At 58.6% G+C, this 15,963-nt stretch carries 17 protein-coding genes; 5 read left to right on the top strand and 12 right to left on the bottom strand.

The window, feature by feature from the left end; all coding sequences use genetic code 11:
- Positions 1–53: 53 nt before the first annotated feature.
- A complete protein-coding gene (locus MUN82_RS10820; RefSeq protein ID WP_245097422.1) occupies positions 54–923 on the bottom strand; it encodes a hypothetical protein in 870 nt (289 codons plus the stop codon).
- A 26-nt stretch (positions 924–949) separates the two neighbouring features.
- A complete protein-coding gene (locus tag MUN82_RS10815; protein ID WP_245097421.1) occupies positions 950–1,399 on the bottom strand; it encodes an ABA4-like family protein in 450 nt (149 codons plus the stop codon).
- 165 nt (positions 1,400–1,564) lie between these two features.
- Here MUN82_RS10815 and MUN82_RS10810 point away from each other — a divergent pair, with 165 nt between their 5' ends.
- Positions 1,565–2,251: a hypothetical protein gene (locus MUN82_RS10810; protein WP_245097419.1), complete on the top strand. Its 687-nt coding sequence runs from the start codon at positions 1,565–1,567 to the stop codon at positions 2,249–2,251.
- 5 nt (positions 2,252–2,256) lie between these two features.
- Here MUN82_RS10810 and MUN82_RS10805 read toward each other — a convergent pair whose 3' ends face one another.
- The 10 genes from MUN82_RS10805 to MUN82_RS10760 all read right to left on the bottom strand — a co-directional run bounded on the left by MUN82_RS10805 (position 2,257) and on the right by MUN82_RS10760 (position 12,067).
- Positions 2,257–3,498, bottom strand: a complete 1,242-nt coding sequence (locus tag MUN82_RS10805; protein WP_245097417.1) for a cation:proton antiporter — start codon at positions 3,496–3,498, stop codon at positions 2,257–2,259.
- A gap of 78 nt (positions 3,499–3,576) precedes the next feature.
- A complete protein-coding gene (locus MUN82_RS10800; protein WP_245097416.1) occupies positions 3,577–4,698 on the bottom strand; it encodes an AMP-binding protein in 1,122 nt (373 codons plus the stop codon).
- A 114-nt stretch (positions 4,699–4,812) separates the two neighbouring features.
- The gene (locus MUN82_RS10795) at positions 4,813–5,208 is read right to left on the bottom strand and encodes a hypothetical protein (RefSeq protein WP_245097414.1); all 396 of its coding nucleotides are present in this window, start codon (positions 5,206–5,208) and stop codon (positions 4,813–4,815) included.
- Positions 5,172–5,477, bottom strand: coding sequence for a hypothetical protein (locus MUN82_RS10790; RefSeq protein ID WP_245097412.1), 306 nt, complete (start codon positions 5,475–5,477; stop codon positions 5,172–5,174). The genes MUN82_RS10795 and MUN82_RS10790 overlap by 37 nt, the downstream gene beginning before the upstream one ends.
- Before the next feature lie 133 nt (positions 5,478–5,610).
- Positions 5,611–6,348: a DUF2490 domain-containing protein gene (locus tag MUN82_RS10785; protein WP_245097411.1), complete on the bottom strand. Its 738-nt coding sequence runs from the start codon at positions 6,346–6,348 to the stop codon at positions 5,611–5,613.
- A 440-nt stretch (positions 6,349–6,788) separates the two neighbouring features.
- Positions 6,789–7,349, bottom strand: coding sequence for a hypothetical protein (locus MUN82_RS10780; RefSeq protein WP_245097409.1), 561 nt, complete (start codon positions 7,347–7,349; stop codon positions 6,789–6,791).
- A gap of 76 nt (positions 7,350–7,425) precedes the next feature.
- Positions 7,426–8,250 carry a 1,4-dihydroxy-2-naphthoyl-CoA synthase gene (menB, locus tag MUN82_RS10775; RefSeq protein ID WP_245097407.1) on the bottom strand — a complete coding sequence of 275 codons (825 nt, stop codon included), beginning with the start codon at positions 8,248–8,250 and terminating at the stop codon, positions 7,426–7,428.
- 61 nt (positions 8,251–8,311) lie between these two features.
- Positions 8,312–10,132: a 2-succinyl-5-enolpyruvyl-6-hydroxy-3-cyclohexene-1-carboxylic-acid synthase gene (gene menD, locus MUN82_RS10770; protein ID WP_245097405.1), complete on the bottom strand. Its 1,821-nt coding sequence runs from the start codon at positions 10,130–10,132 to the stop codon at positions 8,312–8,314.
- Between the two features lie 151 nt (positions 10,133–10,283).
- The gene (locus tag MUN82_RS10765) at positions 10,284–11,495 is read right to left on the bottom strand and encodes a chorismate-binding protein (protein ID WP_245097403.1); all 1,212 of its coding nucleotides are present in this window, start codon (positions 11,493–11,495) and stop codon (positions 10,284–10,286) included.
- 143 nt (positions 11,496–11,638) lie between these two features.
- Complete coding sequence (locus tag MUN82_RS10760; protein WP_245097402.1) at positions 11,639–12,067, bottom strand: hotdog fold thioesterase; 429 nt, start codon at positions 12,065–12,067, stop codon at positions 11,639–11,641.
- Positions 12,068–12,144: 77 nt separating this feature from the next.
- Here MUN82_RS10760 and MUN82_RS10755 point away from each other — a divergent pair, with 77 nt between their 5' ends.
- The 4 genes from MUN82_RS10755 to MUN82_RS10740 all read left to right on the top strand — a co-directional run bounded on the left by MUN82_RS10755 (position 12,145) and on the right by MUN82_RS10740 (position 15,947).
- A complete protein-coding gene (locus MUN82_RS10755) occupies positions 12,145–12,759 on the top strand; it encodes a histidine phosphatase family protein (RefSeq protein ID WP_245097400.1) in 615 nt (204 codons plus the stop codon).
- A 266-nt stretch (positions 12,760–13,025) separates the two neighbouring features.
- Positions 13,026–14,762, top strand: coding sequence for a pyruvate dehydrogenase complex dihydrolipoamide acetyltransferase (locus MUN82_RS10750; RefSeq protein ID WP_245097398.1), 1,737 nt, complete (start codon positions 13,026–13,028; stop codon positions 14,760–14,762).
- Positions 14,763–14,898: 136 nt separating this feature from the next.
- Positions 14,899–15,438 (top strand): ATP-dependent protease subunit HslV, encoded by a 540-nt coding sequence (gene hslV / locus MUN82_RS10745; protein WP_185283159.1) that lies wholly within the window; start codon positions 14,899–14,901, stop codon positions 15,436–15,438.
- 20 nt (positions 15,439–15,458) lie between these two features.
- Positions 15,459–15,947, top strand: a complete 489-nt coding sequence (locus MUN82_RS10740) for an STM3941 family protein (RefSeq protein WP_245097396.1) — start codon at positions 15,459–15,461, stop codon at positions 15,945–15,947.
- The last annotated feature ends 16 nt before the right edge of the window (positions 15,948–15,963 follow it).

Raw genomic sequence — 15,963 nt, 5'->3', positions numbered from 1 at the left:
TACAGGCGCGCCCCGGCAGGTATCGGGGCGCAGTGGCTGACCAAATAACGCAATTACGGCCGAGCCAGCAGCGGCAGCCCGCCGATAGCCTGCCAGTACAGCCAGCCCATGGCACCCGCGTAGCCCAGCGCTATCAGGCACATGGCGCCGGTTTGCAAGCCAGTGCGCAGGCGGGGCGCCGTGCGCTCCAGCAGCCAGCCGGCCAGGGGTAGGGCCTGTAGGGCATGCAAACCCAGAAAGTGGGCGGTGCGCAGGTCGCCGGCACGGGTGCTCCAGCCCAGAAGGGGTAGGCCCGCGCCCCCATCGGCCGCGCCCACGGTGTGCGCCGTGCGGCTGCTCATGGCGCCGCCTACCAGGCTGCCCACCAGAAACAGCCCCAGTCCCAGCCGGATGCCCCACACCCACGCCTCCGACCCCGCGGGCCGGTACCGGAACGTGAGCCGCAAAGCCCACACGATGGCCGCCGTATTCACCATAATCAGCACGCCCATGGTGGCAAACACCGCTCCGTTGAAGGGGCTGCTCAGATTGAAATGAGACGTAGTACCCCGCGCGGCCTGCATGCAAATCAGGATAATTTCGCCGGCCATGGTGATGCCCGCCAGGCGGCTAATGTGCCGGACGTTGGCTTGCGTCGAGGCGGGCAAATCGGCTAGGAGCCAGCCAAGCGTCCAGAGGTAGAGCACCCCCGAAGCCCCGAATTTTAATGGTTTGATCCACACGTTCAGATCCGTCACGGTACGGTGGTCGAGCGGCCAGAGGATGACGGCGCCAGCCACTACCGCCACGTGTAGCCAGCCTACCCAGGTAAGCAGGGGGTAGGAGTCGTGCAGCAGGCGCAGCCAAGCCGGCCGACGCCAATGAGCACCTAGACGGAAGACTGCAGGGCGAATAGCGGGAACAGGAGCGAAGATCGTTTTCATGAGGGTAGTATGTGGAGGAATGGATATCAGGCCACTACGGTAGGCGCGGGGTAGAACCGGCGTAGGCCCGCGTAGAGCAACAGCCCTACCGGCCCTAGTAGAAAGGTGAGCACCAGGGTAGGAACCACCAGCAAGTGAGGCAGGCCGCGCCGTTGGGCATCGCGAAGCTCCCAGGCACCAACAGCCAGATCGAAGCAGAGGTAGTGTACCCAGCCGGCCAGCAGCGCCCATGGGTCGCGGAACAGAGCAGTTACCTCGGTCAGCGAGCCGAAGCCGCCTTCACTGCCGTGCGGGCTCAGGTAGTGATAGCCAATGCACGCTGCATACATGGCGGCTAGCACCAGCGGCAACGCCCCACTCACCACCACCCGGTGCGTAATGCGCCACTGGGGTGCTAATACCAGCAGCAGCCAGCCTCCCAAGGCTATGTTACTGGCCAAGGTGAACAAAGAAGTAGGTAAGGAAGCGTCAGACATAGCCAGAAGTGGTGAGTTAGTGAGTTTAAAATTCGGCGCAACGGCCTCTGGCAGTGGCCCAAATCGAGGCGAAGCAGTGGGTGGCGAGGGTGAAGCGGCGAAAAAAACAGGTGAACCGTGGGCCGGAAACTTAACTCATGTCGTTTCGCCGCGTATTTCGAGGGCGTGAACTACTTTACTCATCTGCTTTTGCTATTGCTGGTAGTGCTGGCTGCCCGGCCCGCTGCCGCCCGCAGGGGCCTGGGCGTAGCCTCGCCCGACAGCAGCCAGGAGCGGCACCGCAGGGTGGTGGTGCAGCTCGATCAGCGCTTCTCGCCCCTCAATGGCAAGCTGGTGGGCATCTATGGCATGAAGGTAGGCGTGGAGTGGCGCGGCCGGCTGCGGGCGGGCCTGGGGGGGTACTTTCTGAGCGGCGGGGTGCCCGCCCGCATCAAGGTGCCGCCCGGCCTGCCAGTTGGCACCGACAGTGAACTGCGCTTTCGCTACGTGACGGTGTACGGTGAGTATGTGCTCGTTGGCACGCCGCGCTGGGAGGTGAGCACGCCCACGCAGTTTGGCTACGGCACCGTTTTTTCCAGCTTCCGCCTACCCAACGGCGACCGGCAACAGTCGCCCATCGACCACATCTGGATGGTAGAGCCTTCCGTGGTAGGACACATGCGCGTGTTTCGGTGGATAGGGGTAGGGGCCGGGGCTGGTTATCGGCAGATGCTTTTCTTGAATCAAAAGGAGGAGCGGGAGCTAAGCGGAATCATTCTGATTGGGCGCGTCAAGCTGTTTTTGGGCGATTTGTATCAGATTGTGCGCGGCCGGGAGCGGCTGCTGTCCCAAAGCGGGCTGCTAAAGGAGTAGCGGCGCTAGGCGCGCCCGGCCCGGCGGTCGAGCCAGGTCATAACGGGAGTAGCCAGCACGCCGTGCAGCACAACCGACAGCAGCACCACAAAGCCGGTGAGGGTAAGCAGCTGTTCGGGCTGTTGAAATCTGCCTTTCTCCAGCGCAAACGCCAAGTAGAAAAACGACCCGATGCCGCGAATTCCAAAAAACGAAATAGCCCAGCGCTCGGGCATTGTGATGCGCGAGCCAACGAGCGTGAGCATGCTGCCCAGTGGGCGTATCACGAGTAGCAAGAGCAACGCCAGGGCCACTTGCTGCCACGTGAGGGTAGAGAGAAGTCCCTGGGCAATATTCCCCCCAAATAGTACCAGCGTTATCACAATCAGCAGGCGCTCTAGCTGGTCCGTAAAAGCGTGCATTTGGTGATGATACTCGTGTACCTTCTCGCGGCCGCGCAGGGTAATGGCCGCCACAAATACTGCCAGAAAGCCGTAGCCGTGTGCCATTTCGGTGAGGCCATAGGTGCAGAGGGTAACAGCCAGCGCTACAAAGCCATATGCTGAGGCTTTGAGCTTCAAACGCTTGGGAAGTTTAAAAATAAGGTAGCCCAACAGCTTGCCTGCCAACCAGCCCGATAGCGAACCAACTATTACTCGATAGGCAACATCAAACCACAGCCAGTGTACCAGCCGCTCCGACAGAGGAATGGCAGCCGGAAGAAGCGCCAGGGCCAGATAAATGAAAGGAAAAGCGAAACCGTCGTTCAGGCCAGCCTCGGCTGTGAGAGCAAAGCGCACGTTGTCCTCGCGGCCTTCGCCTGGGTCGCCTACCTGCACATCGCCGGCCAGCACGGGGTCGGTGGGAGCCAGCACGCCAGCTACTAGCATAGCGGTGGCTGGTGCCACGGCAAGCAGCCACCATGCCGCCAGCGCAACGCTGACCACAGTAATAACCATCAGAACCACAATCAGTAGCAGTGGGATGCGCCATTTGCGGAACGAAAAGGCCCGGTCAATTTTCAGTCCCGTACCGGTCAGCGCCACAATCACGCACAACTCGATAAGGTGGGTAGCTAGGCTGCTGTGGTGCAAGGGACTAGGGTCGGGTAGGCCGAGAGCCGGTATTGAGTAAGCCCCAGTGCCCAAGGCCACAAACAGAATAGGATATGAAAGCGGGTATTTTTCGAGTAAGGAAGGAAGCCAAGCCACCGCCAGAATAGCAATGCCAAGCAGAAGCAGAACGTGGTTGTAGTTGAAAATAGACATGCAGTAGGAAAGGGGTAGGCAGCGTAGCTTCCGGTGGTGTGCTGGCGGTACCTCTTATACTGGTAGGCTAGTGTTGAGTTACCCCGGTATGTGTGCTAATTCGCTCAACGTCTTGCGCCGGTCGAGCTTGCCAGATGCAGTGGTTTGGAACTGCGGCACGAACAGCAAGCGGCGCGGGCGTTCGTACTTGCTCAGCCGCTCCTCTAGCAAGCCTATCAGCTGGTCCTGCTGCGCGGGGAGTAGGGGGTGGCCCTCCAGCACGGCCGTCACTTGCTCGCCCAGGCGCTCGTCGGGCAGGCCGGTTACGAAAGCGCGGCGCGACACCTCTAGTTCGGCCAGAGCCACTTCCAGCACCAGCTCCACTTTTTCGGCCTGCACCTTCACACCCCCACTGTTTATCACAAAGTCAGCCCTACCCAGCCACTCGAAAGTGTGCTGATCCAGGAGGCGCACTTGGTCATTGGTAACGATGAGCTGATCGTTGGTGACATCGGCCCGGATGGCCAAGCAGCCCCGCTCGTCCTGCTCTACGTGGATGCCCGGCAGCACGCGATAGTAAGGCGAGGCCTCGGGGCCGTTGAGGTGGCGCAAGGCAATGTGCGAGGCCGTTTCGGTCATGCCGTAGGTGAGGTACACGGGCACCGTAAGCTGGGCAATCTGCTGGGTAAGCGCGGCATCGGTAGGGGCGCCGCCTACCAGAATAAGCTTCATTTGGTTGAGCTGCTCGGCCCGGCCGGTCTCTAGTAGGGTGCGCAGCTGCAAGGGCACAAAGGAAGCAAAGGCAATGGAAGCATTGGCGGGTAGCAACACCAAAGGGTCGGCCTGGGGCTCTACAATGGTAATGTGCATATGGCGCTCAAACCCACGCACCAGCATCATGAGGCCCCCTACAAACTCACAGTTCAAGCAGGCCAGTAGGGGGGTGTCGGGGCCGAGGTCGAAATAGTCGCCGGTGCGGGCGGCGCTGGCGGTCAGCTGCCGCCGCGTCATGCGCACGGGCTGGGGCTGACCCGTAGAGCCCGACGTTTGCAACTCAAATTCCAGTGCCCCGTTCAGCCACTGCCGGCAAAAATCCAGCACGCGAGCCTCGTAGCCATTCAGCTCAGTAGGCGAGTTGGCGGGATATTGCTGGATATCGGCATAGCGAAACGTACGGCCATTGAGCAGGAGCGAGTCGGGGAGGAGTGAAGGGGTAGCCATAGACAGGGTAGGGCGCAAATAAAACACGTGGTTGAACCATACAACTGCTACCGCATACGAAGCTCCCGGCTAAAAGGCATCAAATTACACGGCGGCGCTACACTGAGACCAATATCATGTGAGCAGCCAGCGCCGAAACTTCCGCTCGGTTGGCAAGGTAAGCACGCACAGTACTACCAGCAGCGCTCCAAAGGACAGCAGGTTCACCCATTCGCCCGTGAGGTGGTAGAGTAGAAGGGGCGGCAAGCTCACTAATGACAGAAAGCTGTTGCGCAGCAGCACCACGCTCTGATAGATGCGCAGATTCTCGGCCTCAGGACGGCGCAGATTGGGCCGCATCCGCCGAAACAGCAGATAAATACCCCCTACCACCAGCACTAGCAGCACCAGCAATAGCACCACCACAAGAGTAGTTGTTTGCTTGGTGTCCGCGGAGTGCCGCGGCTGCCCTGTCAGCAACACCAGCGTCAGCATCAGCCCGGCCAGCACCAGGTATTGCAGAATATGCATAAGGCGAATGCGACGGATGGCAGGCATACAGCATCATACGGCAGAATGCGGCGTAGGCTGCCCGTGGGCGCTACGTAATTCGGCGTGCCACGCGCAGCTGAAAGGGAATGGATGATTTGCCGCGCTTTTTCCTGCTGTAGTCGCTGCTGCATCTCACGCTTCTGCGTTTTGAGACTACTATCGGTCAGCTCACGCACCTTCGGGTCCTGGATGCTGGCCCGCTCGCTGGTGAGGGTGGCAATAGACCAGTACAGAAGCAGGGTCTTCATTTAGCGTGAGTCGTCCACGAAGGGTAGGGAGCGCACCATTGTAAGAGCCGCCGCAAACACCAACCGGCTGCTTACTGCAACCAGTAGATTGCGTTGCTACGATGCGCAAGAGTTTTAGATGGGGTAGGCCCGGCTACTCCAGATTACCCACATGAGTCCGTTGCCGGCTTCGGTGGCCGAAAGGGTTTTTCCAGATGACGTCCAGGGCGAGGTAGTGCACGTAGTTGGGCGAGGTAGTGCCCAGTCGATTAGCCATATACCCAATGTCAAAAATAAACGGCAACGATGTGGGCGCCAGCGAATAATAGCCCACGAACCGGCTTTCCTGGTAGGCTAGGCCCGTCCACCGGTTTGGCGCCGACAGCTTACTAGCCGAAAACAACTGTTCGGAGCTGACGATGAGGCGGTGCACTTTGGCTGCATCCAGGTTGAGGGTCAGTTGCAGCCGCACGCGGGAGCGAAACTGAAACGATTCAGCTTCCTTCGTGAAGGTAGGGGTATAGAACTTGCGGAATTCCTGCCGAAACGTGGGTACAAACTTGAGGCGAGCGTTTTCCAGCACGTACGAAAAACGGCTGTAGGCTCTAAACTCCTGCTCGAAGGGTGGGTCCTCGTGGTCGTAGGGGTAGCGTTCGGCGTAGGCGTCCTGACGGCGGTAGCTCAGGGCAAAGGAGCTTTGCCAGTGTTTGTGGAATCGATAGTAAAACTCCTGATTCAGAACTAGAATGGATGATTTATCCAGCGGATTATAATCGGTTGGGTTGCTTTTGCGACCCAGCCCAACGTACGACATGGATTGCCACTTTTTGAGCGAATTGAGGTCCTGCCGAATCCCTACCGCCAGCCACTCGGCAGTGTGGGCCTGCCCCAAACCCGGCGGGCTAATCTGAGCGACGACGGATTGGCTGACACAGCAAAGACAGAAAAAAAGGACGTTCGTTAGCTTCATTCTCCTGGGGTAGCGTTCAGCTGCATGGCCTGCAAGCCACTGGCAGCATTCAAATCGGCGCTAATTTTTCAGGCAGATGAAGCAGTAAGCTAGATTTTAAGGTGATAAAGATTTGATTTGCAGTGTAATATACTACAGGTATGCAATGTGCTTCTTGCTGTGTTGTTCTGCCGATCAGCTAGCGCAAAGAGTGCAAACTGACACCAGAGATTCTGAAGGTAGCATGAAGGGAGGCTGGTCAACTACTGCAAAAGCAACCCGCTACCCTTGAGTTGAAGGTAGCGGTGTAAGTGCTACAGCAGGGTGTGCAAGAGGTAGTTGATAAGCTATTCCGGCGGTGAAAAGAAGAGGTAAAACTTGCCTTACGGCACCACTGATTCTTGCTGCACGCCATCGGCGAAAAAGGCGAAAGTCTTGAATAACTGCCATTGCGGCAACGGTGAGTGCGCGTTGTTAGAGGTAGCTTCTTCTAGCTGCTTCCGATAGATGCGTAGTAGATTGTCCTCTGCCGCGGCATAGTAATAGTAGCCTGCCCCTGCGTAATAGGTCTGAAACAGAATAACGGCCGTTTTCGGTACGCCCAGCTTGGCTTTTCGGTCTGGTTCAAGCTCCGACGGCTCGGTGTCCTGCGCCGCCAGTACACTATCGCGTAGCCCATTGGGATGTAGATATATAGCAAACAAAGGCGCCGTGCCGTCGGCGTTGTTGGCCCTTGTTGCAATCGAGTGAATGCGGAACGTTCGGCCCACCAGTGTTACCGGCTTATTCTGACTTATCGCGGGGTTCGGATGAGGTATAACGGAAGAATCGGGGGTAGGGGGTGTTACCAGATCAGGGGAAGTAGCAGAAGGCTCAGTGGAGGTAGTGCAGCTGAAGAAGCCTGCGGTGAGGGTAGCGGATAGTATTAGGTAGGAAAGGCGCATATCAGAAATAAAAAATGGACTTCCACCCTCAGAAAAGGGTAGAAGTCCACTCTTACGTGCCCTCTGTGCCGGCGTGTTACGGGAACTTGGGGTATTTCGAGAAGTCGGGCTGACGCTTTTCGATGAAGGCGTTCTTGCCTTCCTTAGCTTCTTCGGAGAGGTAGTAGAGCAACGTAGCGTTGCCAGCAAGCTCCTGAATGCCAGCCTGCCCATCCAGCTCAGCATTGAACGACGACTTGAGCATACGTAGCGCTAGGGGGCTCTTTTGCAGAATCTTGCGGCACCACGCTACGGTGGTTTCCTCTAGCTTATCCAGCGGCACTACCTTGTTCACGAGACCCATATCGAGGGCTTCCTGGGCGTCGTACTGGTCGCAGAGGTACCAGATTTCGCGGGCCTTCTTCTGCCCCACAATGCGCGCCAGGTAGGATGCCCCAAAACCGCCATCGAAGGAGCCAACCTTAGGGCCAGTCTGCCCGAAGCGGGCGTTGTCGGCGGCAATGGTCAGGTCGCAGACCACGTGCAGCACATGCCCGCCCCCGATGGCCCAACCGGCCACCATGGCAATTACAGGTTTTGGGATGGAGCGAATCTGCTTTTGCAGGTCCAATACGTTCAGGCGAGGCACGGTATCGTCGCCTACGTAGCCGCCGTGGCCCCGTACGCTCTGGTCGCCACCCGAGCAGAACGCTTTGCCGCCCTCGCCCGTGAGGATAATTACGCCCAAATCGGTGCGGTTGCGGCAAATGTCCATGGCCTCAATCATCTCCTGCACCGTGAGCGGCGTGAAAGCATTGTGCACCTGCGGACGATTGATGGAGATTTTGGCAATGCCCTCCGCTTCTGTGAAGAGAATTTCCTGGAATTCTTTGATGGGTTTCCAGTCGAGTTGTTCAGACATACAAGTGGGTGTTGATTAGATAAGATAAAGCATCATTTCGACCCGCGGGAGAGATGATGTTTTAGAAAGCAGTCTTTACAGAGTTGCGGTAGTGTTCAAAAAAGGCGGCGTTGGTTTGGCTGTCGGTGGTGATTTCCAGCAGTGCCGCACCGCCTTCCGCTGCAAAGAAAACGGGTAAAGCCGATTCGAGTTCTGTGAAAGACGAAACCGCGAAGTAGCGCAGCCCAAAATCCCGCGCCGTATTCTCGGCCCGTAGCGGCTGGCGCGTCTCGAAGAACTCCTCCAACTCTGGTTGCTGACGTGGCCCGTCAATCAGCCGGAAAATACCGCCCGCATGGTTGTTCAGCAGCACCACGCGCAGGTTGGGGGTAGGGTAATTGTGCCAGAAAGCGTTGCGGTCGTAGAAAAACGCCACGTCGCCAGTAAGCAGCACTACCGGCCGTTCCGGCTGGGCCAGCGCTGCGCCCACCGCCGTGCTGGTGCACCCGTCGATGCCGCTGGTGCCGCGGTTGGCAAACACCTCCACCGCCCTACCATGGGGTAGACCGATGATGTTGGCATAGCGTACCGCCATGCTATTGGCGAGGTGCAGCGCTGTATACTCGGGGAGGAGTTGTAGGGTCTGTTGGATGGCCGTGAATTCGTTGAACGGCTGATTGGGTTGCTGGAAAAAGGTAGTTAGGAAGCTAGTAGCTTGTGTTTCTGCTTGTTGCCAGGTGGTTGCGTAAGAAGATGATACAGCGTCAACTGCTAGGGGGGTAGGGTGAGCTACGCGAGTGGCATCAGCAGGAAACGGCGGACGCATGGTAGTCGCGCCAGGAATCGAGCTTGGATTAGCAGACTCGGAGACGCTTATACCATCTGCGGTATCAGCTGAAGCCAAGGCAGCGAAAAAATCAACTGGCTCCAAGCGAATTACTTGGGTGAGGGCACGATAGGTATCAGCTACTTCGCCTGCGGCTTGTATGTGCCAATGCTGCGTAATTGGCGTATTGCGCAGGTATAATTTCAACGCTTTTGAAATCAACGACTGGCCGAAAGTAAGTAATAGGGTAGGCCGTAGCGACTCTTTCAGAGTCGGATTCTGGGCAGCCAAAAATGCATCTTGCCGGCCTATCGCGGAGGGTAGATTGGCAATGGTGTCGCCCACTACGGGTACATCAAACGTTGTGGCAAACTGTTGCAGCGCTTGTTGCAACGCAGGCTCCCACTGGTGCTGCCCGGCTACCACCAGTACACGCTCGGCGTCGCGGATGGTGTCGCGTAGAGCGGCCAACTGGCTTGGCGGTAATGCCGGTACGCTCATTTCCTCTCGGGTCACCTTCACCGGCCCAAACGTAAGCTCCTCGCCCGCTTTGGGGTAGAACGGCTCCCGCAGCGGCACATTCACCTGCACCGGTCCGGCGGGTGCCCGTTGCGCCAGGTTGATGGCCTCACTCACAATGCGCGCCGCGTGCCACTCCGCGTCGGGGTGCGTGGTGTCCACAGGTAGGGTGAACGAACCTTTGGCGTGGGCGCCGTACAAATCTGTTTGCCGGATGGTCTGGCCGTCGAGCTGATCAATCCATTCCGGGGGGCGGTCGGCAGTGAAGACCACCAGCGGAATCTGCTGAAAATAGGCTTCGGCCACAGCCGGCGCATAGTTTAGCCCCGCCGTACCAGACGTACATACCAGCGCCACCGCCCGCCGCTGCGCCTGCGCCAAGCCCAAACCAATAAACGCCGCCGCGCGCTCATCGGGCACTGTGCGCACCTGCACGCCGGGGTGGCGGGCAAAAGCAATGGTCAGCGGCGCACACCGCGAGCCGGGCGACAGCACCGCATCAGTGATGCCCAATTGGGCGCAGATCTCGGGGATGTTGTGAATGGCTTGGAGGGACATAGAAGCTTGGTATTCGTTGCTAATGATCGTCTGTCATCCTGAGCGGAGCGAAGGACCTTCTCACGTAGGAACAACAGGCGTTAGATAGTTACTGTCTAGCGTGAAAAGGTCCTTCGCTCCGCTCAGGATGACAGGGAGAAAATGGACTGTCCTACTCCAAAACCGCCCCAATCGTCTGAAGTTTCAGCTCCGTTTCCTGCCACTCGCGGGCGGGGTCGGAGTCGGCGGTGAGGCCGGTACCGGCGTAGAGGATGGCTTCCTGGGGACGCAGCTGCAAACACCGCAGGTTCACAAACAAGCGCGAAGAGCCGGTTTCGGGAAGGTTTACAGGGCCGAGGAAGCCGGCGTAATAGGCGCGGTCGTAGTGCTCGTGGCGGCGTAGGAAGTCGAGGGCGGGCTGCTTGGGCATACCGGCCACGGCGGGGGTAGGGTGGAGCAAGCGCAGCATATCAGTGCCTAGGTTCGGGAAAGGCACCTGGTTGAGCTGCACGGCGAAATCGGTGCGCAGGTGCAGCAGGTTGCCGGCTGCCGCCACGCGCGGACCACGCTCGTCGTACTCGCGCAAGCGCAATTGCTTGAAACAGTTGACGATGTATCGCGCTACCATGGCATGCTCCTCCATCTCCTTCGCCGTCCACAACGAGGCGGCGGGTGCTACCCCTGGCTGCGCCGGCTGGGTGCCGGCCAGCGCCATCGTCCGAAACACGGAGTCTTCGGTAATTTCAGCCAGCACTTCGGGCGTGGCACCTAGCCAGGTGCCGACCCCCGGCGCACTCACCAACGACACGAAGGCGTTGGGGTAGCGCTGCTGCAAGTCCTTAAATGCTGCCAGCGCATCAAACCCGTCCGGCAATGGCCGCCGCACCGCCCGGCTGGATACCACCTTTTGCACCGTGCCCTGCTCAATAGCCGCCACCCCAGCCGCCACAAACGACTCGTACTCCGTCTGCGTGGCTGCTTTGGGAACGGGTTGCGGACTCATATGCCAAGGCAACGGGGCCGTGGGGGGTAGGGCGGCAAAGCGCTGCCGCAGCTCCGGCAAGCGAACTGCCGCCGCCGCACTCACCTGAATCGTACCGGGGGTAGCCAGATCGAAAAACAGATCGGCGGGCAGGAACAGCGGCGGGTTGTGGTCAGAATCCCAGAACGGAAAAAAGGCAAAGCCCGCGGGTGCGCTGGGCTCCAATACCGGCGGCAAACCCGTCAGCGCTGTATCGGCCTTCAGCGTAAGGCACAGCCGGGCGTGCGCAGCACCGGGTAGGCGCCACAGCGCCACCGGCCTACCCGACGTGAGGGCCAGAGCCACCAACTGCCGCAGCCGCATAGCCGTCGGCAGCTCCGGGTTCCAGGCAAGTTGCTGCATGTTTTTCTAATTAGTATAAAGGTCAATCGTTTGTCATCCTGAGCGCAGCGAAGGACCTTCTCACGTTTGCACGACAAGCGCACTAACGACTCGTTCTACCGTGAGAAGGCCCTTTGCGCTGCTCAGGATGACAGACTTAATACTTATTTCTTCGGTAAATCAATCACCGCCATTGTGATACGGCTGATGCACACCAGCGCGCCGGTTTCCTCGTGGGTGATGCGAATTTCCCACACCTGCGTGGTGCGGCCCACGTGCAGAGCCGTGGCACGGCCTACCACGTAGCCCTCACGCACCCCTTTGATGTGATTGGCGTTGATTTCCAGCCCCACGCACGCTTGCTTGGTGCGGTCTACCTGCAACATGGCGCCGATGCTGCCCAGCGTTTCGGCCAGAGCCACGGAGGCGCCGCCGTGTAGGAGGCCCATCGGCTGGTGTGTGCGGTGGTCTACGGGCATGCGGCCCACCAGCAGCCGGTCGCCTACCTCAGTCAGCTCAATGCCAAGATGTTCGCCGAGGGTATTGCGGCTCCAGGCGTTCAGCTCAGCCAGATCAACGGGAGAATTCGTCATATATTGATAACAGCGCAACGCGGATTTCGGCCCTGAAATCCGTACTTTCGGGAGAATTCAGCAAAGCTAGCGGGAAAGTGAGCGTCAAAAAAATCTACCTGATCCGGCACGGCCAGACCGATTTGAACGTGCGCGGCATTGTGCAAGGCAGCGGCGTCGACTCCAGCCTGAACGAGGTAGGGCGGCGGCAGGCGGCACAATTTTTCGCAGCCTATGGCCATGTACCGTTCGATAAGGTATACACCTCCACGTTGCAGCGCACCCACCAGTCGGTGCAGGCGTTTCTGGATTTGGGCCTACCTCACGAGCAGTATGCAGGCCTCAACGAAATCAGTTGGGGCGCCCGCGAAGGCACTCGCATCACGGCCGAGGAGGATGAGGAATACCACCACGTACTGCAGCAGTGGCGCCTTGGCAACACCAGCATCCCCATGATAGGCGGCGAAAGCCCCGAGGACGTAGCCGCTCGCCAGCGCCCGGTTATCGACCTGATTTTGTCGCGCCCCGAGGAAGAAACCATACTAGTATGCATGCACGGCCGCGCCATGCGCGTGCTGCTCTGCCAGCTGCTGGGCTACCCCCTCAGCTGTATGGATGCCTTCGAGCACCACAACCTGTGCCTGTACCTGCTGGACTACACCGGCTCCATGTTCACGGCCCGCAACTTCATGGATATTGCGCACTTGGCGTAAGCCGGTACCACAGACCGTCCTGCGGAGCGAAGTCGAAGCATCTCGTGTGCTTCGCTAGAATAGTAATTGATTACTCACGGTAGAGATGCTTCGACTTCGCTCCGCAGGACGGTCTGGTAAAGCACGCGAGGTACTTCGACCAGCTCAGCAGGACGTGCCAATAGCGCAGACGTAATCCTTAGATTGCGCCTCGCATCTTAATCTATTACTTGCCTGCCCGGAAATTCGGGCTAAATTTGGCGTTCCAACCCAAGCACAAAAAGCAGATGGCTGAAATCATCAAAATGCCTAAAATGAGCGACACCATGACGGAAGGCGTCATTGCCGCGTGGCTCAAGAAGGTAGGCGATACAGTGAAGTCCGGCGACGTCCTGGCCGAAGTCGAAACCGATAAGGCCACGATGGAGCTGGAAAACTACGACGACGGTACCCTCCTCTACATAGGTCCGAAAGAAGGCGAAAGCGTGCCCGTTGATGGCGTGCTGGCCATTATCGGCAAAGAAGGCGAAGATATTTCGGGTCTGCTGAACGGCGAATCCGGCGGAAGCGCTCCGGCTGCTGAAGCTGCACCGGCTCCCGCTGCCGAGGCGCCGAAGGAAGAACCCAAACCCGCTCCGGCTCCCGAAGCCGCCAAGCCTGCTGCCCCGGCAGCTCCTGCCGGCAACGGCAAAAAGGCCACCGTGATTCGGATGCCGAAGATGAGCGACACCATGACCGAAGGCACCATTGCCGCCTGGCTGAAAAAGGTAGGCGACAAGGTGAAGTCCGGCGACGTGCTGGCCGAAGTGGAAACCGATAAGGCTACCATGGAGCTGGATAACTACGAAGACGGCACGCTGCTGTACATCGGGCCGAAAGAAGGCGAAGCCATTCCGGTGGACGGCGTACTGGCCGTTATCGGCGAAGAAGGTGCTGATGTGGAAGCCCTCATTAGTGGCAAATCGGGTGGAGAAGCCGAATCGGTCCAGCCTGCTGCAGACGTGAAGTCCGAAGGCCCGGCCGACGCCAACGCCGCGCCTACCCCCGAAGTACCGCAAACGGCCAACGCCAACGGCGGCCGCATTTTTGCCTCGCCGCTGGCCAAGAGCATTGCCAAAGACAAAGGCATCGACCTGAGCCAGGTGAAGGGTAGTGGCGACAACGGCCGCATCATTCAGCGCGACGTTGAAAACTTCCAGCCTGGTGCCGCCGCGCAACCCGCTGCTGCTCCTGCTGCCCAGCCCGCTGCTGCACCCCAGGCTGCCCCGGCCGCTGCTCCCGCCCCTGAGGCTCCCAAAGCTGCACCGGCGCCTACCCCGGCACCAGCCCCCGCTGCCGCCGAAGGCACTTACACTGACACGCCCGTGTCGCAGATGCGCAAGGTGATTGCCCGTCGCCTGTCGGAGAGCCTGTTCACGGCCCCGCATTTCTATCTCACGATGGAAATTCTGATGGACAAGGCCATGGAAACCCGCGTGAAGCTCAACGAGTTGTCGCCGGTGAAGCTCAGCTTCAACGACATGGTGATCAAAGCATGCGCCGTAGCGCTCAAGCAGCACCCCGTTATCAACTCCTCGTGGCTGGGTGACAAAATCCGCCAGAACAAGGTAGTGAACATCGGGGTAGCCGTGGCTGTAGACGAAGGCCTGCTAGTGCCCGTGGTGCGCAATGCCGACGGCAAAGGCATGTCGCAGATTGCTACCGAGGTGAAGGAGCTGGCCGGCAAAGCCAAGAACAAGAAGCTGCAACCCGCCGAGTGGGAGGGTAGTACCTTCACCATCAGCAACCTGGGCATGTTTGGCATCGACGAGTTTACGGCCATCATCAACCCGCCAGATGCCTGCATCCTGGCCGTGGGAGGCATCAAGCAAACTGCTGTGGTGAAGGATGGTGCGCTGGTTATCGGCAACGTGATGAAAGTGACGCTGAGCTGTGACCACCGCGTAGTAGACGGCGCAGCCGGCGCGGCCTTCCTGCAAACGGTGAAGAGCCTGCTGGAAGACCCCCTACGGATGCTGATCTAAATATAATTCCCTCTTTGTCATCCTGAGCAGAGCGAAGGATCTTCTTACACAAGAACGAGTCGTTAATACGATTTTCGTTCTGCCGTGAGAAGGTCCTTCGCTCCGCTCAGGATGACAGCTTTTTAACTAGTACCTAATGACCAAGATAAGATCAACCACTGTCCTCGGTGTGCGCCACAACGGGCAGATTGCCATCGGTGCCGACGGTCAGGCTACCATGGACAAGCACGTGGCCAAAAACAACGTGCGCAAAATCCGTAAGCTTCAGGGCGGAAAAATCGTGACGGGCTTTGCCGGCTCCACGGCCGATGCCTTCAGCCTGCTCGACAAGTTTGAGGAAAAGCTGGAAGGCTACGGTGGCAACCTCAAGCGCGCTGCCATTGAGCTGGCCAAAGACTGGCGCAAAGACCAGTATCTGCGCAAGCTCGAAGCCATGATGATTGTAGTAGACAAAGACGAGCTGCTCATCATTGCTGGCTCTGGTGATGTGCTGGAACCCGACAACGACGTAGCCGCTATTGGCTCGGGCTCTATGTTTGCCCAGGCCGCCGCGTTGGCCCTCAAGAAGCACGCCCCTCATCTCACGGCCCGCCAGATGGTAGAAGAAGCCTTGCACATCGCCGCTGACATTTGCATCTACACCAACCACAACCTCATTATCGAGGAGCCCAGCTAAGCCAACCCTACGTTGCGCACATGACGGAGAACCTGATTTACTACAACTCGCGCAAGCGTCATGCGCTACTAACCCTGGGTGGGTTGGCGTTTGTAGCAATGGGAATATTTATGATTGTGACTAAAGGCAATTGGGGTATGGGGCTCATAACCATTGTCTTCTTCGGGGCCTGTGCGGCCGTAGGAGGGTGGCAGTTTTTCGATACTCGCCCACGGCTGCAGATTACGGATGAAGGCATCCTGGATCGTACCCTGGGCGTAGGTATCATTCTCTGGACCGATATCACGGGAGCATACGTACAATCCGTAAACCGGGAAAACTTTGTTTGCTTATACGTGCGGGATGAACAGGCCTATGTGAGCCGATTGCCTCCTCTGAAACGGAAGCTGGCGGGAGCAAATGCAGCATTGGGCTTTACGCCTTTATCCATCAATCTAAGCGGCGTTGACCTCAACCCGGAGCAGCTGCTAGAGTATATTCTAAAACAGAGCGCTGCTGCTCAGCTTTAGTCTTAGGCTGTTGTTG

The sequence above is a fragment of the Hymenobacter aerilatus genome, from assembly GCF_022921095.1.
Taxonomy (GTDB): Bacteria; Bacteroidota; Bacteroidia; order Cytophagales; family Hymenobacteraceae; genus Hymenobacter; species Hymenobacter aerilatus.
Note: the sequence above shows the minus strand (reverse complement) of the source record. Positions and strands in the feature narration are given on the sequence as shown.

Bases quoted from the DNA above. Each gene is read 5' to 3' on its own strand.
- MUN82_RS10820 (WP_245097422.1), bottom strand. From the start codon at position 923: ATGAAAACGATCTTCGCTCCTGTTCCCGCTATTCGCCCTGCAGTCTTC.
- MUN82_RS10815 (WP_245097421.1), bottom strand. From the start codon at position 1,399: ATGTCTGACGCTTCCTTACCTACTTCTTTGTTCACCTTGGCCAGTAAC.
- MUN82_RS10805 (WP_245097417.1), bottom strand. From the start codon at position 3,498: ATGTCTATTTTCAACTACAACCACGTTCTGCTTCTGCTTGGCATTGCT.
- MUN82_RS10800 (WP_245097416.1), bottom strand. From the start codon at position 4,698: ATGGCTACCCCTTCACTCCTCCCCGACTCGCTCCTGCTCAATGGCCGT.
- MUN82_RS10795 (WP_245097414.1), bottom strand. From the start codon at position 5,208: ATGCATATTCTGCAATACCTGGTGCTGGCCGGGCTGATGCTGACGCTG.
- MUN82_RS10790 (WP_245097412.1), bottom strand. From the start codon at position 5,477: ATGAAGACCCTGCTTCTGTACTGGTCTATTGCCACCCTCACCAGCGAG.
- MUN82_RS10780 (WP_245097409.1), bottom strand. From the start codon at position 7,349: ATGCGCCTTTCCTACCTAATACTATCCGCTACCCTCACCGCAGGCTTC.
- menB (WP_245097407.1), bottom strand. From the start codon at position 8,250: ATGTCTGAACAACTCGACTGGAAACCCATCAAAGAATTCCAGGAAATT.
- menD (WP_245097405.1), bottom strand. From the start codon at position 10,132: ATGTCCCTCCAAGCCATTCACAACATCCCCGAGATCTGCGCCCAATTG.
- MUN82_RS10765 (WP_245097403.1), bottom strand. From the start codon at position 11,495: ATGCAGCAACTTGCCTGGAACCCGGAGCTGCCGACGGCTATGCGGCTG.
- MUN82_RS10760 (WP_245097402.1), bottom strand. From the start codon at position 12,067: ATGACGAATTCTCCCGTTGATCTGGCTGAGCTGAACGCCTGGAGCCGC.
- MUN82_RS10750 (WP_245097398.1), top strand. From the start codon at position 13,026: ATGGCTGAAATCATCAAAATGCCTAAAATGAGCGACACCATGACGGAA.
- hslV (WP_185283159.1), top strand. From the start codon at position 14,899: ATGACCAAGATAAGATCAACCACTGTCCTCGGTGTGCGCCACAACGGG.
- MUN82_RS10740 (WP_245097396.1), top strand. From the start codon at position 15,459: ATGACGGAGAACCTGATTTACTACAACTCGCGCAAGCGTCATGCGCTA.